Annotated in this window: 17 protein-coding genes and 1 pseudogene; 11 read left to right on the top strand and 7 right to left on the bottom strand. The window is 71.7% G+C overall.

Annotation, left to right across the window (positions count from 1 at the left end):
* Nucleotides 1–271 precede the first annotated feature (271 nt).
* The 3 genes and pseudogenes from ACWC21_RS20505 to ACWC21_RS20495 all read right to left on the bottom strand — a co-directional run.
* On the bottom strand, nucleotides 272–1,561 hold the full coding sequence (locus tag ACWC21_RS20505) for a citrate synthase (protein ID WP_450883746.1): 1,290 nt from the start codon (nucleotides 1,559–1,561) through the stop codon (nucleotides 272–274).
* 212 nt (nucleotides 1,562–1,773) lie between these two features.
* Complete coding sequence (gene recD2 / locus ACWC21_RS20500; protein WP_450883744.1) at nucleotides 1,774–4,080, bottom strand: SF1B family DNA helicase RecD2; 2,307 nt, start codon at nucleotides 4,078–4,080, stop codon at nucleotides 1,774–1,776.
* An 86-nt stretch (nucleotides 4,081–4,166) separates the two neighbouring features.
* Nucleotides 4,167–4,610, bottom strand: a pseudogene (locus ACWC21_RS20495) (RNA polymerase subunit sigma-70); the annotation flags it as partial.
* 849 nt (nucleotides 4,611–5,459) lie between these two features.
* On the opposite strand from ACWC21_RS20495, the gene ACWC21_RS20490 reads away from it, so the two are divergent.
* The 5 genes from ACWC21_RS20490 to rbsD all read left to right on the top strand — a co-directional run bounded on the left by ACWC21_RS20490 (nucleotide 5,460) and on the right by rbsD (nucleotide 11,357).
* Nucleotides 5,460–6,497, top strand: coding sequence for a LacI family DNA-binding transcriptional regulator (locus ACWC21_RS20490; RefSeq protein ID WP_450883742.1), 1,038 nt, complete (start codon nucleotides 5,460–5,462; stop codon nucleotides 6,495–6,497).
* Nucleotides 6,494–8,041 carry a sugar ABC transporter ATP-binding protein gene (locus ACWC21_RS20485; RefSeq protein ID WP_450883740.1) on the top strand — a complete coding sequence of 516 codons (1,548 nt, stop codon included), beginning with the start codon at nucleotides 6,494–6,496 and terminating at the stop codon, nucleotides 8,039–8,041. Before ACWC21_RS20490 ends, ACWC21_RS20485 begins: the two co-directional genes overlap by 4 nt.
* Nucleotides 8,031–9,980, top strand: coding sequence for an ABC transporter permease/substrate-binding protein (locus tag ACWC21_RS20480; RefSeq protein ID WP_450883738.1), 1,950 nt, complete (start codon nucleotides 8,031–8,033; stop codon nucleotides 9,978–9,980). The genes ACWC21_RS20485 and ACWC21_RS20480 overlap by 11 nt, the downstream gene beginning before the upstream one ends.
* Nucleotides 9,981–10,068: 88 nt before the next feature.
* Complete coding sequence (locus ACWC21_RS20475) at nucleotides 10,069–10,971, top strand: ribokinase (protein WP_450883736.1); 903 nt, start codon at nucleotides 10,069–10,071, stop codon at nucleotides 10,969–10,971.
* Nucleotides 10,968–11,357, top strand: a complete 390-nt coding sequence (gene rbsD / locus ACWC21_RS20470; protein ID WP_450883734.1) for a D-ribose pyranase — start codon at nucleotides 10,968–10,970, stop codon at nucleotides 11,355–11,357. Before ACWC21_RS20475 ends, rbsD begins: the two co-directional genes overlap by 4 nt.
* Before the next feature lie 191 nt (nucleotides 11,358–11,548).
* Here rbsD and ACWC21_RS20465 read toward each other — a convergent pair whose 3' ends face one another.
* Genes ACWC21_RS20465 through ACWC21_RS20455 form a run of 3 tightly spaced genes read right to left on the bottom strand, consistent with a single transcriptional unit; the run spans nucleotide 11,549 to nucleotide 14,690 of the window.
* Nucleotides 11,549–12,394, bottom strand: a complete 846-nt coding sequence (locus tag ACWC21_RS20465; RefSeq protein WP_450883732.1) for a sugar phosphate isomerase/epimerase family protein — start codon at nucleotides 12,392–12,394, stop codon at nucleotides 11,549–11,551.
* Entirely contained in the window at nucleotides 12,391–13,542 is a 1,152-nt protein-coding gene (locus ACWC21_RS20460) for a dihydrodipicolinate synthase family protein (RefSeq protein ID WP_450883730.1), read from the bottom strand. The genes ACWC21_RS20465 and ACWC21_RS20460 overlap by 4 nt, the downstream gene beginning before the upstream one ends.
* On the bottom strand, nucleotides 13,539–14,690 hold the full coding sequence (locus ACWC21_RS20455) for a Gfo/Idh/MocA family protein (protein ID WP_450883728.1): 1,152 nt from the start codon (nucleotides 14,688–14,690) through the stop codon (nucleotides 13,539–13,541). The genes ACWC21_RS20460 and ACWC21_RS20455 overlap by 4 nt, the downstream gene beginning before the upstream one ends.
* 266 nt (nucleotides 14,691–14,956) lie before the next feature.
* Between ACWC21_RS20455 and ACWC21_RS20450 the strand changes: the two genes are divergently transcribed.
* The 4 genes from ACWC21_RS20450 to ACWC21_RS20435 all read left to right on the top strand — a co-directional run bounded on the left by ACWC21_RS20450 (nucleotide 14,957) and on the right by ACWC21_RS20435 (nucleotide 18,215).
* Nucleotides 14,957–16,003, top strand: coding sequence for a LacI family DNA-binding transcriptional regulator (locus ACWC21_RS20450; RefSeq protein ID WP_450883726.1), 1,047 nt, complete (start codon nucleotides 14,957–14,959; stop codon nucleotides 16,001–16,003).
* A gap of 435 nt (nucleotides 16,004–16,438) precedes the next feature.
* Nucleotides 16,439–16,705 (top strand): hypothetical protein, encoded by a 267-nt coding sequence (locus tag ACWC21_RS20445; RefSeq protein ID WP_450883724.1) that lies wholly within the window; start codon nucleotides 16,439–16,441, stop codon nucleotides 16,703–16,705.
* 39 nt (nucleotides 16,706–16,744) lie between these two features.
* A complete protein-coding gene (locus ACWC21_RS20440) occupies nucleotides 16,745–17,338 on the top strand; it encodes a dihydrofolate reductase family protein (protein ID WP_450883722.1) in 594 nt (197 codons plus the stop codon).
* Nucleotides 17,339–17,414: 76 nt separating this feature from the next.
* Nucleotides 17,415–18,215: a sugar phosphate isomerase/epimerase family protein gene (locus ACWC21_RS20435; RefSeq protein ID WP_450883720.1), complete on the top strand. Its 801-nt coding sequence runs from the start codon at nucleotides 17,415–17,417 to the stop codon at nucleotides 18,213–18,215.
* Between the two features lie 47 nt (nucleotides 18,216–18,262).
* On the opposite strand, the gene ACWC21_RS20430 is transcribed toward ACWC21_RS20435, so the two are convergent.
* The gene (locus ACWC21_RS20430; protein WP_450883718.1) at nucleotides 18,263–19,270 is read right to left on the bottom strand and encodes a helix-turn-helix transcriptional regulator; all 1,008 of its coding nucleotides are present in this window, start codon (nucleotides 19,268–19,270) and stop codon (nucleotides 18,263–18,265) included.
* Nucleotides 19,271–19,371: 101 nt separating this feature from the next.
* Here ACWC21_RS20430 and ACWC21_RS20425 point away from each other — a divergent pair, with 101 nt between their 5' ends.
* Together ACWC21_RS20425 and ACWC21_RS20420 are read left to right on the top strand one after the other, a co-directional pair.
* Nucleotides 19,372–19,779: a DUF3224 domain-containing protein gene (locus tag ACWC21_RS20425; RefSeq protein WP_450883716.1), complete on the top strand. Its 408-nt coding sequence runs from the start codon at nucleotides 19,372–19,374 to the stop codon at nucleotides 19,777–19,779.
* 169 nt (nucleotides 19,780–19,948) lie between these two features.
* Complete coding sequence (locus ACWC21_RS20420; RefSeq protein WP_450883714.1) at nucleotides 19,949–21,805, top strand: glycoside hydrolase family 3 protein; 1,857 nt, start codon at nucleotides 19,949–19,951, stop codon at nucleotides 21,803–21,805.
* Nucleotides 21,806–21,856 lie beyond the last annotated feature (51 nt).

The raw sequence follows: 21,856 nt of genomic DNA, 5'->3' as shown, positions 1-21,856 counted from the left end.
CGGGACGAAGTCCCGCTCCACGACGCCCGTGGCTGCACCCACCCGGGGGACAACCCCCGGACCCCCGGCCGCGGGAACCCACCACCATGGCGGGGCACCAGCGAACCGGCGCCCCGCACCGGCAGGTGTCAGCGCTCCTCGACCGGGACGAAGTCCCGCTCCACGACGCCCGTGGCTGCACCCACCCGGGGGACAACCCCCGGACCCCCGGCCGCGGGAACCCACCACCATGGCGGGGCGCCAGCGAACCGGCGCCCCGCACCGGCAGGTGTCAGCGCTCCTCGACCGGGACGAAGTCCCGCTCCACGACGCCCGTGTAGATCTGGCGCGGACGGCCGATGCGGGAGCCCGGCTCCTTGATCATCTCGTGCCACTGGGCGATCCAGCCCGGCAGCCGGCCGAGGGCGAACAGGACCGTGAACATCTCGGTCGGGAAGCCCATGGCCCGGTAGATCAGACCGGTGTAGAAGTCCACGTTCGGGTAGAGCTTGCGCTCGACGAAGTAGTCGTCGGAAAGGGCGTGCTCCTCCAGCTTGAGGGCGATGTCGAGGAGCTCGTCCTCCTTGCCCAGCGCGGAGAGCACGTCGTGCGCGGCGGCCTTGATGATCCGGGCGCGCGGGTCGAAGTTCTTGTAGACCCGGTGGCCGAAGCCCATCAGGCGGACGCCGTCCTCCTTGTTCTTCACCTTGCGGATGAAGGTGTCGACGTCGTTGCCGGAGTCGCGGATGCCCTCGAGCATCTCCAGCACCGACTGGTTGGCGCCGCCGTGCAGCGGACCCCACAGGGCGTTGATGCCGGCCGAGATCGACGCGAACATGTTGGCCTGCGAGGAGCCGACCAGGCGGACCGTGGAGGTCGAACAGTTCTGCTCGTGGTCGGCGTGCAGGATCAGCAGCTTGTCGAGCGCGGAGACCACGACCGGGTCGAGGTCGTACTCCTGCGCCGGGACCGAGAAGGTCATGCGGAGGAAGTTCTCGACGTAGCCGAGGTCGTTGCGCGGGTAGACGAACGGGTGACCGATCGACTTCTTGTACGCGTACGCCGCGATCGTCGGAAGCTTGGCCAGCAGCCGGATGGTCGAGAGGTTGCGCTGCTTCTCGTCGAACGGGTTGTGGCTGTCCTGGTAGAACGTGGACAGCGCCGAGACGACCGAGGACAGCATGGCCATCGGGTGGGCGTCACGCGGGAAGCCCCGGTAGAAGTTCTTGACGTCCTCGTGCAGCAGGGTGTGCCGCGTGATCTCGTTCTTGAACGTGGAGAGCTCGTCGACGGTCGGCAGCTCACCGTTGATCAGCAGGTAGGCCACCTCCAGGAAGGTGGAGCGCTCCGCCAGCTGCTCGATCGGGTAGCCCCGGTACCGCAGGATGCCCGCCTCGCCGTCGAGGTAGGTGACGGCGGATTTGTATGCGGCCGTGTTGCCGTAACCGCTGTCCAGAGTCACCAGACCGGTCTGGGCGCGGAGCTTCCCGATGTCGAAGCCCTTGTCGCCGACGGTGCTGTCGATCACCGGGTAGGTGTACTCGCCGTCGCCGTACCGCAGTACTACAGAGTTGTCGCTCACGTCTTCCCTCACCGACGTAGTGCCTCTTCTTCGAGGTGCCCTGACTGTCTCTACCATCCCCCATTTGGCTCAGGAGAGTGCACTCGGGGTCGACCATTGGGCCTACTGACGGCACTCAGTGCCGCCAACCTGCCCATCCTCCACCCTCGATCCGCCATCGGGAAGTGCTGTGTGACCTTCCCGACTCGTTTGATCGATCATTTTTGGTGATGTCAGGGCCGTCCGGCCCCGTGGAGCCTGAAGTCGAGTGCCGTACAGCGCCGTCCGGCCGACACCGTGCGCACCGCCTGGCCGATCGCCTTGCGCGAACCGACGAGCACGACCAGCTGCTTGGCCCGGGTCACCGCCGTGTAGAGCAGGTTGCGCTGGAGCATCATCCACGCACCGGTGGTGACCGGAACCACCACCGCCGGATACTCACTGCCCTGCGACCGGTGGATGGTCACCGCGTACGCGTGGGCCAGCTCGTCCAGTTCGTCGAACTCGTACGGAACCTCCTCGTCCTCGTCCGTCAGCACCGTCAGACGCTGGTCGACCGGGTCGAGCGAGGTGACCACGCCCACGGTGCCGTTGAAGACTCCGTTCTTGCCCTTCTCATAATTGTTGCGGATCTGGGTGACCTTGTCGCCGACGCGGAAGACCCGGCCGCCGAACCGTTTCTCGGGCAGGTCGGGGCGGCCCGGGGTGATGGCCTGCTGGAGCAGGCCGTTCAGGGCGCCCGCGCCGGCCGGGCCCCGGTGCATGGGGGCGAGGACCTGCACGTCACGACGCGGGTCGAGACCGAACTTGGCCGGAATGCGTCGCGCGGCCACATCCACGGTCAGCCGCCCGGCCGCCTCCGTGTCGTCCTCGACGAAGAGGAAGAAGTCCTTCATCCCGTCCGTGACCGGATGCTGCCCGGAGTTGATCCGGTGCGCGTTCGTCACCACCCCCGACTGCTGGGCCTGGCGGAAGACCCTGGTGAGGCGGACGGCGGGGACCGGGCTGCCGTCGGCGAGCAGATCGCGCAGCACCTCTCCCGCGCCCACGCTGGGCAACTGGTCGACATCCCCGACGAAGAGGAGGTGGGCGCCCGGCGGGACCGCCTTGACCAGCTTGTTGGCGAGCAGGAGGTCCAGCATGGAGGCCTCGTCGACGACCACCAGATCGGCGTCGAGCGGACGGTCCCTGTCGTACGCCGCGTCACCCCCCGGCTTCAGCTCCAGCAGCCGGTGCACCGTGGAGGCCTCGGCCCCGGTCAGCTCGGCCAGCCGCTTCGCGGCCCGCCCGGTCGGCGCGGCGAGCACGACCTTCGCCTTCCTCGCACGGGCCAGCTCCACGATCGAGCGAACGGTGAAGGACTTGCCGCACCCGGGGCCGCCGGTCAGCACGGCCACCTTCTCGGTGAGCGCCAGCTTCACGGCGGCCTCCTGCTCGGGCGCGAGATCGGCGCCGGTGCGGGACGCCAGCCAGGCCAGCGCCCTGTCCCAGGCGACGTCCCGGAAGCCGGGCATCCGGTCCTCGTCGGTGCGCAGCAGACGCAACAGCTGGGCGGAGAGGGAGAGTTCGGCGCGGTGGAAGGGGACGAGGTAGACGGCGGTGACGGGCTCGGAGTCACCGTCGGGACCCGGCACCTTCTCCCGCACGACCCCGGGCTCCTCACCCTCCTCCGCGGGCGCGGACAGCTCGGCCAGGCACTCGATGACGAGCCCCGTGTCGACCTGGAGGAGCTTGACGGCGTCGGCGATCAGCCGCTCCTCCGGCAGGAAGCAGTGCCCCTGGTCGGTGGACTGCGACAGCGCGTACTGCAGGCCCGCCTTCACCCGCTCGGGGCTGTCGTGCGGGATGCCCACGGACTGGGCGATCTTGTCGGCGGTCAGGAAGCCGATGCCCCAGACGTCGGCGGCGAGCCGGTAGGGCTGGTTCTTCACGACGGAGATGGAGGTGTCCCCGTACTTCTTGTAGATCCGCACCGCGATGGAGGTGGACACCTCGACGGTCTGGAGGAAGAGCATGACCTCCTTGATCGCCTTCTGCTCCTCCCAGGCGTCGGCGATCTTCCTGGTCCGCTTGGGGCCGAGACCGGGAACCTCGATGAGCCGCTTCGGCTCCTCTTCGATGATCCGGAGCGTGTCCGTCCCGAAGTGCTGCGTGATCCGGTCGGCGAAGACCGGCCCGATGCCCTTCACCAGCCCCGACCCCAGGTAACGGCGGATGCCCTGGACGGTGGCGGGCAGGACGGTGGTGTAGTTCTCGACGTGGAACTGCTTCCCGTACTGCGGGTGCGACCCCCAGCGGCCCTCCATGCGCAGGGATTCCCCGACCTGGGCACCGAGCAGCGCCCCGACGACCGTGAGGAGGTCACCGGCGCCTCTTCCGGTGTCGACCCGGGCGACCGTGTAGCCGTTCTCCTCGTTGGCGTACGTGATCCTTTCGAGCACGCCTTCGAGGGTGGCGAGCCGCCGTTCGCCGGTGGGGGGCGTGGGGGGCGTGGGGGCCGCCGGGTTCGGCGGGGTCGCCGCTGGTTGCGCCTGAGCCATGAACCGACGGTACCGGTGGGGTGTGACAGGGGTGGAGTATCAGGCATGAGGCCGGTGCTGTCCGAGGCGGATTTCGGTGGCTGTGGTCACCATGTGATGATGGCCGGCACCTCGTGTTCGTGTTGCCGCCAGGCGTAGTTGAGGCGGGCGAGCCGGTCCGCGGCGGCGATGCCAAGCAGGTGCGCGACCTTGCCGTCGCCGACTTCGAACACCACGGCACCCACGACCCGGTCGTCGACGACGGCGAGGGCGGCTGGTGAGTCGTTGACCAGCGCGATGCGGAACGCGGGGGAGCCACCGGCCGAACGCCGCTTCGCCGGCGTGGGCTTGAAGCCGGCCTGCACGTAGGAGGCGATGCGCTCGCGGGTGTTGTACCACAGCAGCCGCCTGGCCAGTCCGTAACCGTCCGAGACCGCGGTCGCGTCGTCGGTGAGCAACGCCACCAGCCGTTCGGTGCGCCCCGAGGCGGCGGCGAGGAACTCCTCGACGATCCGGCGCGCGGACGCGGGGTCCACCTCGTCGCCGCGGCGGGTGCAGCCGGGCCCTCTGCTGGAGAGTGACCGTGGGGCCGCCCGGCATGGAAGCCGGGCGGCGGCTCGCCCCGCCCCGTCTGGCACGCCTCGGGCTTCCTCGTACTCGCCTCGCTCCAGGTGGTACTCGGTATCGCACACGTCCCGTCGGTCCACCTCCCCCTGGGCGTCCTGATGTTCGGCCTGAGTGTGCTGGCGCTGACCCGCCGATGACCCTGCCGGGCAGATTGGCAGCAATGGGCCAGGCCTCACCTCATCGACCTGCCCTTTTGCCGCCCCCGCCCGCCCATATCTGCCCATCGCCCGATAACGGCGACCGGCGAGGCCACTGTGGCGAGAGTGCGAGGCACCGGCGACAGACGGAACCCCCACCACCCCACGCGCACCCCCACCACCCCACCCGCACCCACCACCCACCCGCACCCCAGCCCCCTCCCGCCGCAAGCCGCCAAGCGCACCCGGCGTGCAGGCGAGACGCGACCGCGCCCCCCTACCCCGCCCGACACCCCAACTGACGACAGGGATCGCCCTACCCGGGCCCCGCTTCACCGGGCTGCCCGCTCGCTTCTCACCCGTGCTGGAGCGAGCCGAGTCAAGGGTCGGCCGCAGGCCGATCGCCGCAGGCGACGCGCAGCGCCCTTTACTCGGCTCGCGGAAGCACGACACTCACGAAGAAGCGGGCGGCCCCACGGTCACATACCGGCAGGCGCTGCGCACACCCCCACCCCCACCCCGGTCACGATTGCATTTCGGCCACTCCTCCCCCCTTGCCCCGCCTCCGTGTAATCGATTCCAATCCTCCTTGCGCACCACGCGTGTAATCGATTCCACAAGGAGGTGGGGCCGGCGATGGCGAGCATCAAGGACGTCGCCGCCGAGGCGGGCGTATCCGTCGCCACGGTGTCTCGTGTGCTGAACGACCACCCGTCGGTCAGCGCCGACGCACGTACCCGCGTGCTGGCCGCCGTCGAGGCGCTGGGCTACCGCCCGAACGCCGTCGCCCGTTCGCTGCGCACCGACCAGACGCGCACCCTCGGCCTGGTCATCAGCGACGTCATGAACCCCTACTTCACCGAGCTGGCCCGCTCGGTCGAGGAGGAGGCCCGCGCGCTCGGCTACAGCGTGATCATCGGCAACGCCGACGAGCGGCCCGACCTCCAGGACCACCACGTGCGGACGCTCCTCGACCGGCGGATCGACGGCCTCCTCGTCTCCCCCACCGACGGCGGCTCCCCGCTGATGCTGGACGCCGTGCGGGCGGGGACGCCGATGGTCTTCGTGGACCGGTGGATCCCGGGCGTGGACGTGCCCGTCGTACGGGCCGACGGGCAGGCGGCCATCCGGGATCTCGTCGCGCATCTGCACGGGCTGGGACACCGCAGGCTCGCGATCATCGCGGGCCCCGCCGCCACCACCACCGGCAGCGAGCGCGTCGACGCCTTCCGGGCGGCGATGGCGGAGTACGGGCTCCCCCTGCCGGACGCCTGCGTAGGCCAGGGCGACTTCCAGGCGGAGAGCGGGCGGCGGGTCACCGAGGGTTTCCTCGACCTGCCCGAGCCGCCCGAGGTCGTCTTCGCCGCCGACAACCTGATGGCACTCGGCGCACTGGACGCGATACGCGCGCGTGGGCTGCGCGTGCCGGACGACATCGCGCTGGCCGCGTTCGACGACATCCCCTGGTTCGTGCACACCGATCCGCCGGTCACGGCGATCGCCCAGCCCACGGGCGAGCTGGGCCGGGCCGCCGTACGGGCCCTGGTCGACCGCATCGAGGGACGTCCCCCCACGTCCGTCACCCTCCCCGCCCGTCTCGTCGTACGCCGCTCGTGCGGCGAGCCCACTCCCCCCACCCAGTCCCCCTCCCCAGTGCAAAGGAGCACGTCGTGAGCGACCCGGACGAGTTGCTGCGCATCGAGGGCATACGGAAGACCTTCCCGGGCGTGGTCGCGCTGGACGGCGTCGACTTCGACCTGCGCCGGGGCGAGGTCCATGTGCTGCTCGGTGAGAACGGCGCGGGCAAGAGCACCCTCATCAAGATGCTCTCCGGCGCCTACACACCCGACGCCGGGCGGATCCTCGTCGGCGGCGAGGAGGTGCGCATCCACGGTGCGCAGGACTCCGAGCGCCTCGGGATCGCCACCATCTACCAGGAGTTCAACCTCGTTCCCGATCTGACGGTCGCCGAGAACATCTTCCTGGGGCGGCAACCGCGCCGGCTCGGCATGATCGACCGGAAGCGGATGGAGGCCGACGCGGCCGTCCTCCTGGAGCGCGTCGGCGTCAGCGTCTCCCCACGCGCGCGTGTCCGCGAACTGGGCATCGCCCGCCTCCAGATGGTCGAGATCGCCAAGGCCCTCAGCCTGGACGCGCGCGTGCTCGTCATGGACGAGCCGACCGCCGTGCTCACCTCCGAGGAGGTGGAGAGGCTCTTCGCCATCGTGCGCAGGCTGCGCGAGGACGGCGTCGGGATCGTCTTCATCACCCATCACCTGGAGGAGATCGCGGCGCTCGGCGACCGGGTCACCGTCATCCGCGACGGCAGGTCGGTCGGGCAGGTCCCGGCCTCCACCCCCGAGGACGAACTCGTACGGCTCATGGTGGGGCGGTCCATCGAGCAGCAGTACCCGCGCGAACGCGCCGACCGGGGCGCCCCGCTGCTCACCGTCGAGGGGCTCACCCGGGACGGCGTCTTCCACGACGTGAGCTTCGAGGTGCACGCCGGTGAGGTCGTCGGCATCGCGGGGCTCGTCGGGGCCGGCCGTACCGAGGTCGTGCGGGCGGTGTTCGGCGCCGACCCCTACGACAAGGGGGCCGTGCGGGTTTCCGGTACGGAGCTGAGGCGCCATGACGTCAACGCGGCCATGACGGCCGGGATCGGGCTGGTCCCGGAGGACCGCAAGGGCCAGGGGCTGCTGCTGGACGCCTCCGTGGAGGAGAACCTGGGCCTGGTGACCATGCGGGCGGCCACCCGCGCCGGACTCGTCGACCTCAAGGCGCAGCACACGTCGGCCGAGCGGATCGCCGTGCAGCTGGGTGTGCGGATGGCGGGCCTCGGCCAGCAGGTGCGCACGCTGTCCGGCGGCAACCAGCAGAAGGTCGTCATCGGCAAGTGGCTGCTCGCCGACACCAGGGTGCTGATCCTCGACGAGCCGACGCGCGGCATCGACGTCGGCGCCAAGGTCGAGATCTACCAGCTCATCAACGAGCTCACGGCCGCCGGTGCCGCCGTCCTGATGATCTCCAGCGATCTGCCCGAGGTGCTCGGCATGAGCGACCGGGTGCTGGTGATGGCCCAGGGCCGGATCGCGGGCGAGCTCGCGGCCGGCGAGGCCACCCAGGACGCCGTGATGGCACTCGCGGTGAGCAATCCCCTCACCGAAACCGAATCAGGCACTTCTCCCACCGAACTGGAGGCCCCCCGTGGCCACTGACACGCTCCAGAGCACAACGGGCGCCGGTGGCGCCGCGGCGGTCCGCCGTCTCCTGCTCGACAACGGCGCGCTCACCGCGCTGATCGTCCTCCTCGTCGCCCTGTCGGCGCTGTCCGGGGACTTCCTGACCACCGACAACCTCCTGAACGTGGGTGTGCAGGCGGCCGTGACGGCCGTCCTCGCCTTCGGCGTCACGTTCGTGATCGTCTCGGCGGGCATCGACCTGTCGGTCGGCTCGGTGGCCGCGCTGTCCGCCACCGTGCTGGCCTGGAGTGCGACAGCGCACGGCGTGCCGGTGTTCATAGCCGTGCTGCTGGCCGTCGCCACCGGTGTCGCGGCCGGTCTGGTCAACGGTTTCCTGGTCGCCTACGGGAAACTGCCGCCGTTCATCGCGACGCTCGCGATGCTGTCGGTGGCCCGCGGTCTGGCGCTGGTCATCTCGGGGGGCTCCCCGATCGCCTTCCCCGGCTCCGTCTCCCACCTCGGTGACACGCTGGGCGGCTGGCTGCCGGTGCCGGTGCTGGTCATGGTCGTCATGGGGCTCGTCGCGGCGTTCGTGCTCGGGCGGACGTACATCGGCCGGTCCATGTACGCGATCGGCGGCAACGAGGAGGCGGCCCGGCTGTCGGGACTGCGGGTGAAGCGGCAGAAGCTCGCCATCTACGCCCTGTCCGGGGTGTTCGCCGCCGCCGCGGGGGTCGTGCTGGCCGCCCGCCTGTCCTCCGCGCAGCCGCAGGCGGCCGACGGCTACGAGCTGGACGCGATCGCCGCGGTCGTCATCGGCGGGGCCTCGCTGGCGGGCGGCACCGGCAAGGCGTCGGGGACGCTGATCGGTGCGCTGATCCTGGCGGTGCTGCGCAACGGACTGAACCTGCTGTCGGTCTCCGCGTTCTGGCAGCAGGTCGTCATCGGTGTCGTCATCGCGCTGGCGGTGCTGCTCGACACGCTGCGCCGCAAGGCCGGGGCCACCCCGTTGGCCGCCGGCACGGGCGGTGGCGGCAAGGGCCGGCAGGCGGGGACGTACGCGCTCGCGGCGGTGGTCACCGTGGCGGTCGTGGGCGCCACCACGTTCCTGCACGGCGGTTCCTCCGCCACGGCCGACCCGAAGGCGGGCCTGTCCCTGTCCACCCTGAACAACCCGTTCTTCGTGCAGATCCGGGCGGGCGCCCAGGCCGAGGCGAGGAAGCTGGGCGTGGACCTGACCGTCACGGACGCCCAGAACGACGCCTCCCAGCAGGCCAACCAGCTGCAGAACTTCACCAGTTCCGGCTTCGACGCGGTCATCGTCAACCCGGTGGACTCGGACGCCGCGGGCCCGTCCGTGCGCGCCGCCGACAAGGCGGGGACCCCCGTCATCGCGGTGGACCGCGGCGTCAACAAGGCCTCGGTGGACGCCCTGGTGGCCTCGGACAACGTGGCCGGCGGTGAGCTCGCCGCGAAGACGATCGCCGAGAAGCTCGGCGGCAAGGGCAGGATCGTGATCCTGCAGGGCCAGGCGGGCACCTCCGCCGCCCGCGAGCGGGCGGAGGGTTTCGCCAGGGGTCTGAAGGCCTACCCGGGCATCCGGGTGCTGGCCCAGCAGCCCGCCGACTTCGACCGCACCAAGGGCCTCGACGTGATGTCGAACCTGCTCCAGGCCCACCCCGACGTCCAGGGTGTCATCGCCGCCAACGACGAGATGGCCCTCGGCGCCGTCAAGGCGCTGGGAGCCAGGGCCGGGAAGTCGGTCCAGGTCGTCGGTTTCGACGGCACCCCGGACGGTCTGACCGCTGTGAAGAACGGCACTTTGTACGCGTCCGTGGCCCAGCAGCCCACCCAGCTCGGGAGGATCGCGGTGGACAACGCGCTGCGGGCGATCCAGGGCAAGAAGGTGGCGGCGACGGTGAAGGTGCCGGTGAAGGTGGTCACGAAGGAGAACGTGGCCGGGTTCAGCGGCTGACGACAGCGAACAACGGCGAACGGGCGGGCGGTCGTTCACGGCTCGTGGCGACCGCCCGCTCCGGGTTTTTCCTCAGGGGAGTCTTCTCATGTACGACTACGACCTTCTGGTCGTGGGATCGGCCAACGCCGACCTGGTGATCGGCGTCGAGCGACGCCCGGGTGCCGGTGAGACGGTGCTCGGCGGCGACCTGGCCGTCCACCCGGGCGGCAAGGGCGCCAACCAGGCGGTCGCGGCCGCCCGGCTCGGGGCCCGTACGGCCCTGCTGGCGCGGGTCGGCGACGACGCGCACGGCCGGCTGCTGCTCGACTCGCAGCGGGCGGCCGGGGTGGACACGGTGGGCGTGCTGGTGGGCGGCGCGCCGACGGGCGTGGCGCTGATCACCGTCGATCCGTCCGGTGACAACAGCATCGTCGTCTCGCCGGGTGCCAACGGGCGGCTGACGCCGACGGACGTCCGGGCCGCCAGCTGCCTCCTGCACGCCTCCCGGGTGGTGTCGGCGCAGCTGGAGATCCCGCTGGAGACGGTCGTGGAGGTCGTACGGAACCTGCCGGAGGGCACCCGGTTCGTCCTGAACCCCTCCCCGCCGCGTCCGCTCCCGACGGAGGTGCTGGCGGCGTGCGACCCGCTGATCGTGAACGAGCACGAGGCGAGGGTGATCCTGGGCGACGTCCCGGCCGGGGACCGTCCCGAGGACTGGGCGGGGATCCTGCTCGCCAAGGGCCCGCGTTCGGTGGTCGTCACGCTGGGCGCCGAGGGTGCGCTGGTGGCGTCCGTGGAGGGCGTCACGCGGGTCCCGTCGGTGAAGGTGGACGCCGTGGACACCACGGGCGCAGGCGACGCGTTCACGGCGGCGCTGGCCTGGCGGCTCGGGTCGGGTTCCTCGCTCGCCGAGGCGGCGGCCCACGCGGCCCGGGTCGGTGCGGCGGCCGTGACGAAGCGGGGCGCGCAGGAGTCGTTCCCCACGGCGGCGGAGGTGGACGCCCTGTGAGGAAGGCGGGCATCCTCAACCGGCACCTCTCCGGCGCGCTGGCCGAACTGGGCCACGGGCACGGCGTCCTCGTGTGCGACGCGGGCATGCCGATCCCGCAGGGCCCCCGGGTCGTGGACCTCGCCTTCCGCGCCGGAGTGCCGTCCTTCGCCGAGGTGCTGGACGGTCTGCTGGCCGAGCTGGTGGTGGAGGGCGCGACGGCGGCGACGGAGGTACGGGCGGCCAATCCGGCGGCGGCGTCCCTGCTGGACGGGCACTTCCCCGACCTTGCCCTGGTGCCGCACGAGCGGCTGAAGGAGCTGTCCGCGGGGGCGCGTCTGGTCGTGCGCACGGGAGAGGCGCGGCCTTATGCGAACGTGCTGCTGCGGTGCGGGGTGTTCTTCTGACGGTGCCGAACCGTGAGTGGGCCCGTACCCCACTCCCGGAAGCTTCGAGGGGCCCGGTCCGACGACCGGGCCCCTCGGCGTTTCCCCTCCGCATCAGAACCCCGTAATCCCCCCGGATCCCCCTCCAGAAGCCCTGATGCCACGTAGGACCCACCGGGTGCGGGAAGGGTTGCACGGGATTCCGAATTTTTTTATTCGACCACCTGTTCGCCCACGTGTTCCGCGAACCGCGCCGCGGTCTCGGCGAGCACCTCGCGCCCGTCCCGCGCCCACAGCGCGTCGTTGAAGAGTTCCACCTCGATGGGACCGGTGTAGCCGGCCGCCTCGACGTAGCCCTTCCACTCGCGCATGTCGATCGCGCCGTCGCCGATCTGGCCGCGCCCGTTGAGCACACCCTCGGGCAGCGGGGTGGTCCAGTCGGCGAGCTGGAAGGTGTGGATGCGGCCACTCGCTCCGGCGCGGGCGATCTGGGCGGGGGCCTGGTCGTCCCACCAGATGTGGTACGTGTCGACGGTGACGCCGACCTGGTGGGCGGGGAAGCGCTCGGCGAGGTCGAGGGCCTGGGTGAGGGTGGAGACGACGCAGCGGTCCGCGGCGTACATGGGGTGGAGGGGCTCGATGGCCAGCTTCACCCCGTGGTCCTCGGCGTAGGGCCCCAGCTCGGCGAGGGCGTCGGCGATGCGCTCGCGGGCGCCGTGCAGGTCCTTGGAGCCGGCGGGCAGGCCGCCGGAGACCAGGACCAGCACCTCGGTGCCGAGGGTCGCGGCCTCGTCGACGGCACGGCGGTTGTCGGCCAGGGCCGCCGCCCGCGCCTGAGGGTCGATCGCCGTGAGGAAGCCGCCCCGGCACAGGGTGGTGACGGTGAGGCCCGCGTCGCGGACCAGTTTCGCGGTCGCCTCGAGGCCGTGACTCCGCACCGGCTCGCGCCACAGGCCGACGTTCGTGACGCCCAGGTCGCGGCAGGCGTCGACGAGTTCGGGCATGGGCAGCTGCTTCACCGTCATCTGGTTGATGGAGAAGCGTTCCAGAGCGGTCACTGGGTCACCCCGTACATGGCGAGCAGGTTCTTCATGCGTTCCTCGGCCAGCTTGGGGTCGGGGAACAGGCCCAGTCCGTCGGCGAGTTCGTAGGCGCGGGCGAAGTGCGGGAGGGAGCGGGCGGACTGCAGGCCGCCGACCATCGTGAAGTGTGCCTGGTGGCCCGCGAGCCAGGCCAGGAAGACCACGCCCGTCTTGTAGTAGCGGGTCGGCGCCTGGAAGAGGTGGCGGGACAGCTCCACGGTGGGGTCGAGCAGGGCGCGGAAGCCGGCGGTGTCCCCGGTGTCCAGGACCCGTACCGCCTCGGCCGCCAGCGGGCCCAGCGGGTCGAAGATGCCGAGCAGGGCGTGGCTGAAGCCCCGCTCGTCGCCCGCGATCAGCTCGGGGTAGTTGAAGTCGTCGCCGGTGTAGCAGCGCACGCCCTGCGGGAGGCGGCGGCGCAGGTCGATCTCGCGCTGGGCGTCCAGGAGCGAGATCTTGATGCCGTCGACCTTGTCGGGGTGGGCGGCGATGACCTGGAGGAAGGTGTCGGTGGCCGCGTCCAGGTCGGAGGAGCCCCAGTAGCCCTCCAGGGCCGGGTCGAACATCGGGCCGAGCCAGTGCAGGATCACCGGTTCGGCGGACTGGCGCAGGAGGTGGCCGTAGACCTCCAGGTAGTCCTCGGGGCCCCGGGCGGCGGCCGCGAGGGCCCTGGAGGCCATCAGGATCGCCTGGGCGCCGGACTCCTCGACGAGCGCGAGCTGCTCCTCGTACGCCGTGCGGATCTCCACGAGAGACCCGCCGGTGATCTGGTCGGTGCCGACCCCGCAGGCGATCCGGCCGCCCACGCTGCGGGCCTCCGCGGCGGACCGGCGGATCAGCTCGGCCGCGCCCGCCCAGTCCAGGCCCATGCCGCGCTGGGCGGTGTCCATGGCCTCGGCGACGCCGAGCCCGTGCGACCACAGGTGGCGGCGGAAGGCGAGGGTGGCGTCCCAGTCGACGGCGGCGGGCGAGTCGGGGGACACGTCGGCGTACGGGTCGGCGACCACGTGCGCCGCCGAGAAGACCGTACGGGAGGTGAGGGGGGTGCCGGGGGTGGTGGCGAGCGGCTCGGTGCGGGGTTCGTAGGTCCGCAGTGCGCCGTGCGCGTCGGGCAGTCGGATGGTCACAGCGCGATCTCCGGTACGTCGATGCGGCGGCCCTCGGCCGACGACTTCAGGCCCAGCTCGGCGAGCTGGACGCCGCGGGCGCCGGCGAGGAGGTCCCAGTGGTAGGGGGCGTCGGCGTAGACGTGCTTGAGGAACATCTCCCACTGGGTCTTGAAGCCGTTGTCGAACTCGGCGTTGTCCGGGACCTCCTGCCACTGGTCCCGGAAGACCTCGGTGGCGGGGATGTCGGGGTTCCAGACCGGCTTGGGGGTGGCGGACCGGTGCTGGACGCGGCACTTGCGCAGGCCCGCGACGGCCGACCCTTCCGTGCCGTCCACCTGGAACTCCACCAGCTCGTCGCGGTTGACGCGGACGGCCCAGGAGGAGTTGATCTGGGCGATGGCGCCGCCCTCGAGCTCGAAGATGCCGTACGCGGCGTCGTCGGCGGTGGCGTCGTAGGGCTTGCCGTTCTCGTCCCAGCGCTGCGGGACGTGGGTGGCGGTCAGGGCCTGGACGGACTTCACGCGGCCGAACAGCTCGTGCAGGACGTACTCCCAGTGCGGGAACATGTCGACGACGATGCCGCCGCCGTCCTCGGTGCGGTAGTTCCAGGAGGGGCGCTGGGCGGGCTGCCAGTCGCCCTCGAAGACCCAGTAGCCGAACTCGCCGCGGACGGACAGGATCCGGCCGAAGAAGCCGCCGTCGATGAGCCGCTTCAGCTTCAGCAGGCCGGGCAGGAAGATCTTGTCCTGGACGACGCCGTGCTTGATGCCGGCGGCGTGCGCGAGCCGGGCGAGTTCGAGGGCGCCGTCGAGGCCGGTCGCGGTGGGCTTCTCGGTGTAGACGTGCTTGCCCGCGGCGATCGCCTTCTTGATCGACTCCTCGCGGGCGGAGGTGACCTGGGAGTCGAAGTAGATGTCGACGTCCGGGTCGGCGAGCACCGCGTCCACGTCCGTCGCGACGTGCTCCAGGCCGTGGCGTTCCGCGATCTCCCTCAGGGCGTGTTCACGGCGGCCGACCAGGACGGGTTCCGGCCACAGCACGGTGCCGTCGCCGAGGTCCAGGCCTCCCTGCTCGCGCAGGGCGAGGATCGACCGGACGAGGTGCTGTCGGTAGCCCATACGTCCGGTGACGCCGTTCATGGCGATACGCACCGTCTTGCGTGTCACATCAGTCCCCATTCGTCCATTCATGAGCGGTGCAGCGGCAATGCAGTCATAAGCAATACAGCAAGCGCTTTCTATCCCATGAGAAGCTAGCCTCTGACCGGTGCTCCGGACAAGGCCTGGTCCATGTGGAATTGTTCGAGGGGTCGAACAGCGGGGGCGGTTGGCCTTAGGGTCTGCTCGACACCGCACGGAACCGTGGCAGTGGCTGACCTGTCTACGAGGACGTACGAGACGTACCACGAGATGCGCGACCGGAGGACGACGAGATGACGGTGACCCTGGCGGACGTGGCGGCCCGCGCCCAGGTCTCGCCCGCGACGGTGTCGCGCGTGCTGAACGGCAACTACCCCGTGGCCGCCTCCACCAAAGAGCGGGTGCTCCGGGCCGTGGACGAGCTGGACTACGTCCTCAACGGCCCGGCCAGCGCACTGGCGGCAGCCACCTCCGACCTCGTGGGCATCCTCGTCAACGACATCGCCGACCCCTTCTTCGGCATCATGGCCGGCGCCGTCCAGGGCGAGATGGGCGGACCCGGCGGACGGGCCGGCGGGGAACGGCTGGCCGTCGTCTGCAACACCGGCGGCTCACCGGAACGCGAACTGACCTACCTGACGCTGCTGCAGCGGCAGCGGGCCGCGGCCGTGGTGCTCACCGGCGGCGCGGTGGAGGAGGCGCCGCACGCGGCGGCCGTGGCCGCGAAGCTGCGCAAGCTCACGGAAGCCGGAACCCGGGTGGTGCTGTGCGGACGGCCCCCGGCCCCCGACACGCAGGCCGTCGCGCTCGCCTTCGACAACCGCGGGGGCGCCCGGCAACTGACCGAGCACCTCATCGGCCTCGGCCACCGGCGCCTCGGCTACATCGCCGGACCCGAGGAGCGGACCACCACCCGGGACCGGCTCGAAGGCCACCGCGACGCGCTCGCCGCCGCCGGTATCGAGGAGGAGAAGCGCTGGACGGTGCACGGCCGCTACGACCGGCGCTCCGGCTACGAGGCCACCCTCGAGCTGCTCCGCCGGGACCCCTCCCTCACCGCCGTCGTCGCCGCCAACGACTCCGTCGCCCTCGGCGCCTGCGCCGCCCTGCGCGACTCCGGTATGCGCATCCCGCAGGACGTGTCGGTCGCCGGCTTCGACGACCTGCCCTTCAGCATCGACGCGGTGCCCTCCCTCACGACGGTACGACTGCCCCTCGCGGAGGCCGGGGCACGGGCCGGCCGCATCGCCATGGGGCGCGAGGAACCCCCGCCCGGGGGGATCGCGACGGTCCGCGGAGAGCTGATGGTGCGGGGCTCCTCGGGGGCGCCGCGGGCGTGAGAACGGCGGCTGCCGCATGACATTCGAATTGACCTTCGAATCACTGGAGGCCTCCGTCCCCTGCGAGGACTGCCGGGGCGCGGCCGAGTGGCACGGCGTGCAGGTGCTGGTGGGCGACTCGCTGCGGTGGGACACCGAGGTGGTGTGCCGGAACTGCGGGAGCGGGGCGGCTCTGTGCGGCGGCGAGTTGCCGGCCCCGGTGCGGCAGCGCATGCTTGCCGAGCACGGGCGGACGGTGCTGCGTCTGGGCGCGCCCGCGGACCGGGTGGCGGTCATGCGGGTGCTGCGCAAGACGCTCGGTGTCGGACTCGCCGAAGCCAGGGACGTCCTCGAGCACGTCCTGGCCGGGCGGTACGGCGCGACCCTGCCCGAGACGGAGCTGCTGGCGCGGCGGCTCTGTGCGGCGGCGAGTTGCCGGCCCCGGTGCGGCAGCGCATGCTTGCCGAGCACGGGCGGACAGTGCTGCGTCTGGGCGCGCCCGCGGACCGGGTGGCGGTCATGCGGGTGCTGCGCAAGACGCTCGGTGTCGGACTCGCCGAAGCCAGGGACGTCCTCGAGCACGTCCTGGCCGGGCGGTACGGCGCGACCCTGCCCGAGACGGAGCTGCCGGCGCGGCGGCTGCGGTCGGCGGGAGTCGAGGCCGAGGCCGTCCGAGCGGTGAGCGATGAGTTCCGTACACCACGAGGGTCTCCCCTGCCGTGACCGCCCGGCCGGGGCGGCAGACCAGAAGGAGTGGTTCCCATGCGTGTCACCGTCACCGAGTTCATGAGCCTGGACGGCGTCGTGCAGGCGCCCGGCGGGGCCGAGGAGGACACCGACGGAGGGTTCGCGCACGGGGGCTGGTCGCACCCGTTCTTCGAGCCCGAGGTGGTCGGCGGTGCCTTCGCCGCGGCACTGGAGAAGGCGGCGGCGCTGCTGTTCGGGCGGCGCACGTGGCAGTCGATGGCGGCGGCCTGGCCGGAACGGGCCGGGGACCCCTTCGCCGACCGGATGAACTCGATCCGGAAGTACGTCGTCTCCGACACCCTCGGGGACGACGGGCTCACCTGGGACAACACCGTCCGGATCCCCGTCGCCGAGGCCCTCGGCCGGGTCCGTGAGCTGCGCGCCGCCGACGGCGGCGACCTGACCGTGATGGGAAGCCCCACGCTGGTCCGGACCCTGCTGCAGGAGGGCCTCGTCGACGAGTTGCGGCTCGTCGTCATGCCGGTGATCCTCGGCGGCGGCAAGTCGGTCTTCCCGGCGGACGGGGGCAAGCGGACGCTGGAACTGGTGTCGACGACCACCGCCGAGACGGGCGCGCTGGTGAACGTGTACCGGCCCGTCGCCGAGTAGCGGGTGGCCCGGAGACTTACGGCTCGATCCGCGCGAATCAGGTGAGTGTCGGGCGGTGCCGGGTAGTGTCCGCCCCATGAAGCTGGCGTTCTCCACCCTCGGTGTCCCAGGCCTGCCCGTGCCGGAGGTACTGGCCCTCGCGGCCGAACACGGCTACCACGGCGTCGAGTTGCGCGCCCATCCGGAGGAACCGGTGCACCCGGGCCTCGGCCCCGCCGAGCGGGCCGACGTGGCCGCCGCGTTCAAGGCGTCCGGGATCCGGCTGCTCGGGATCGCCGGATACGCGCGCGTCGCCGCGCCCGGCCCGGACGAACCCGTACTCGGCGAAATCCGGCAACTCCTCGATCTCGCCCACGACCTCGGTGCCCCCTTCGTACGCGTCTTCCCGGGAGCCGAACCCGACCAGTCCCGGGCCGACGCCGACGCCACGGCCGCCCGGCGGCTGGGCACCGCCGCCGAGGACGCCGCCGCCCTCGGCGTCCGGATCCTGCTGGAGACCCACGACTCGCACCGCACCGGAGCCGAGGCGATCCGCGTCCTCGGCCCCGTGGGCCACCGCCATGTCGGCGCGCTGTGGGACGTGATGCACACCTGGCTGGGCGGCGAGCAGCCGAGCGAGACGTTCGCGGCGCTCTCCCCGCACCTCGGATACGTGCAGGTGAAGGACATCGCCTCCGCCGAGGACACCACCCCGCTCCCGCTCGGCGCCGGTGTGCTGCCGCTCACCGAGTGCCTGGAGGTGCTCTCCCGGCACGGCTGGGACGGCTGGCTGTGCTGGGAGTACGAGAAACGCTGGTACGAGGCCGCCGCCCCGCTGCCGGGCCTGCTGGACGCCGGGCGCGAGCACCTGGTGCGGCTGCTGAGCGACTCGGCGTAGGAGCAGGGCCTCCAGGTCACCGTGGGGCCACCCGACCGACCCGCCGATCACCCACCCCCACCCAGCCCGTAGCGGTGGGCCAGAGCGGCAACGGCCTCGGTGAACGCCTGCCGCAGCTCGGGCGGGCCGAGGACCTCCGCCTCCGCGCCGAGCCGCAGCAGGTCGGTGACCGCGACGGCCCGCGTCTCCACCGGCATCCGCACCTCCACCCAGCCCTCGACGTCCGGTGGTCCGGCGCTGTCCAGGGCCCGTCTGCCCAGCGCGCCGAACTGCATCGGGAGCAGGCGCTGGGCCCGGGGGGAGACGCGCAGACGGGCGGTGTCCTGGTGGAGTGTCCGCTCCAGGTGCCGGGAGGACTCCGCCCAGTGGGCGGCCAGGTCGAAGCCGGCGGGGCGTTCGAAGGTGTCCGTCGTGAGGTCCACGGTCACGAAGCGGGACATGCGGTACGTGCGCACGGTCGCTGCGGGGGCGTCCGTGTCTCCGGGATCGCCGCCGGCCAGCGCCAGCAGGTACCAGTTGCCGCCCTTGAGGACCAGGCCCAGAGGGCGCAGCTCCCGGTGCACCTCGCCGCGCCAGCGTCGGTAGTGGGCGCGCAGCACCCGTTGTTCCCACACCGCTCGCGCGACCGGCTCGAGACACGGCACCGGGTCGGCGTCCCGGAACCAGGCGGGGGTGTCGAGGTGGAAGCGTTCCTGGATGCGGCGGGTGCGGTCGGCGAGTTCGGCCGGGAGGGCCGCGCGCAGTTTCAGCTGGGCGGTGGGCAGGACGGCGCCGAGGCCCAGGTCGCGGGCGGGGCCGGGTGCCCCGGCGAGGAAGAGGGCGTCGGCCTCGGCGTCGGTGAGGCCGGTCAGCCGGGTGCGGTAGCCGTCCATGAGGCGGTAGCCGCCGGCAGGGCCGCGGTCGGCGCACACCGGGACGCCCGAGGCACCCAGCGCCTCGATGTCGCGGTAGACGGTACGCACCGACACCTCCAGCTCCGCCGCGAGTTCGGGGGCGGTCATCCGGCCGCGGTTCTGCAGCAGGAGGAGCAGGGAGAGGAGGCGGTCGGCGCGCATGCCGTCATTCTGCCGATCGGGTGCTGTACCTGACAGGAGGTGTCAGGTACGGGGGACAGGCTGGCGGAACAGGCGCACACCGCTTCACTGAAGGGAACCGCATGTCCACGCACACCGCCGGTCACATCTCCTACGCCAACTGGGAGGAGAGCACGGTCAGTCCGGAAGGGGCGAGTCCGAAGCTCACCCGTGCCTCCGTCGTCAACGCCTTCACCGGCGGGATCGAGGCGGCCCGCACGAACTGCGAGTACACCATCGTCTACGTCACCGAGAAGACGGGGACCTTCACGGGCATGGAGCTGCTCGCCGGGCGGCTGGACGGCCGGGAGGGGAGCTTCGTGGTGGAGGAGCGCGGGTCGTTCGAGGAGGACGGTTCCGTTCTCTGTTCCTTCGAGGTGGTGCCGGCGTCGGGCACCGGGGAGCTGGCCGGGCTGCGCGGCTCGGGCACCTTCACGTACCGCCCCGGCGAGTCGCCCTTCCCGTACTCCTTCGACTACGAGCTGGACTGAGCGGCGGCAGCGTACCGCCATCGGCGCGCCCCCCGGCGCCTGCGCCGATGGCGGCGCCTTTCTGGTTAGTGTGCATTCCCTTGACTGGCAGAAACTTCCCGGATATGGGTGAGTTCTCGGAAGTTTCCTTCAGCGGACCTCCAGCGGATCCTCTCCGGAAGGAGTGCACGTGCACCAGACCGGCACGGGAAGCCCGGGACCCACCGAACCCACAGGACCCACGGCAAGCACCGCACGGCCCTCCAGGCGTACCGTCCTCGCCGCCACGGCGGGGCTCACCGCGACCGCGACGGTCGGTGGTGTCGCGCACGCCGCACCCGGCGACAGGAAGCTCCGCGCCCTCGTCTCCCGCATGACGCTGGAGGAGAAGGTCGGTCAGCTGTTCGTGATGCGGGTGTACGGGCACTCGGCCACCGCCCCCGACCAGGCCGACATCGACGCCAACCTCAAGGAGATCGGCGTACGCACGGCCGCCGAGCTGATCGCCAGGTACCGGGTCGGCGGCATCATCTACTTCACCTGGGCGCACAACACCCGGGATCCGCGGCAGATCGCGGAACTGTCCAACGGGATCCAGCGGGCGTCGCTGGAGGAGCCCCGCGGTCTGCCCGTGCTCATCGCCACCGACCAGGAGCACGGCGCCGTGTGCCGCGTCGGCAAGCCCGCGACGCTGTTCCCCGGCGCGATGGCGATCGGCGCGGGCCGCTCCCGCACCGACGCCCGCACCCTCGGCCGGATCTCCGGCGCGGAGCTGCGCGCCATGGGTATCCGCCAGGACTACTCCCCCGACGCGGACGTGAACGTCAACCCGGCCAACCCGGTCATCGGCGTACGCTCCTTCGGGGCGGACCCGCAGGCGGTGGCCGGGCTGGTGGCGGCCGAGGTGAAGGGGTATCAGGCGGCCGGGGTCGCGGCGACCGCCAAGCACTTCCCGGGGCACGGGGACACCGCCGTCGACAGCCACTTCGGCTTCCCCGTCATCACCCACAGCCGGGAGCTGTGGGAGAAGCTGGACGCGGTGCCGTTCCGGGCGGCGATCAGGGCCGGCATCGACTCGGTCATGACCGCCCACATCCAGTTCCCGGCCCTCGACGACTCCGGTGACCCGGCCACCCTCTCCCGGCCCGTCCTCACCGGCATCCTGCGCGGGGAACTCGGCTACGACGGGGTCGTGGTCACCGACTCCCTCGGCATGCAGGGCGTCCGCACGAAGTACGGGGACGACCGGGTGCCGGTGCTCGCGCTGAAGGCGGGTGTCGACCAACTGCTCAACCCGCCGAACCTGGACGTGGCCTGGAACGCCGTGCTCCGTGCGGTGAAGGAGGGCGAGCTGACGGAGGGCCGGCTCGATGAATCGGTGCTGCGGATCCTGCGGCTGAAGTCGAAGCTGGGGCTGCTGGAGCAGCCGTACGTCGACGCGGCCGGCGTGCACCGGACGGTCGGCGTCGCCGAGCACCTGGCCACGGCCGACCGCATCGCCGAGCGCACGACCACCCTGCTGGTCAACGAGGGCCGGCTGCTCCCGCTGTCCCGCCGCACGCACCCCCGGCTGCTGGTGGTCGGCGCCGACCCGGCTTCGCCCTCGGGGACCACGGGCCCGCCCACCGGCGTGCTGGCCGCCGCCCTCACCGAACTCGGCTTCACCGCCACCGCCCTGCCGACCGGGACCGACCCCTCCGAGGCGGCCGTCGCCAAGGCGGTCACGGCGGCCCAGGGGGTGGACGCGGTGGTGGTGGCGACGTACAACGTCACGGCGGGCAGCAGCCAGAAGACGCTGGTCGAACGGCTGGTCGGCACGGGCGTTCCGGTGGTGGCGATCGCCGTTCGCAACCCGTACGACGTGGCGGTGCTGCCTTCCGTGAAGTCCTGCCTGGCCGTCTACTCGTGGACCGACGTCGAGCTGCGCGCCGCCGCCAGGGTGGTCGCCGGGCGGGTCGGGCCGCGCGGCAGGCTGCCGGTGCCGGTGCAGCGGGCGGACGATCCGGCGCAGGTGCTGTACCCCATCGGCCATGGGCTGACGTACTAGACGTACGTCACGCATGGGGCGTAACCCCCACAAGGGGCGGAAAGCCTCCGA

It is taken from the genome of Streptomyces sp. NPDC001348 (genome assembly GCF_053597535.1).
Note: the sequence above shows the minus strand (reverse complement) of the source record. Positions and strands in the feature narration are given on the sequence as shown.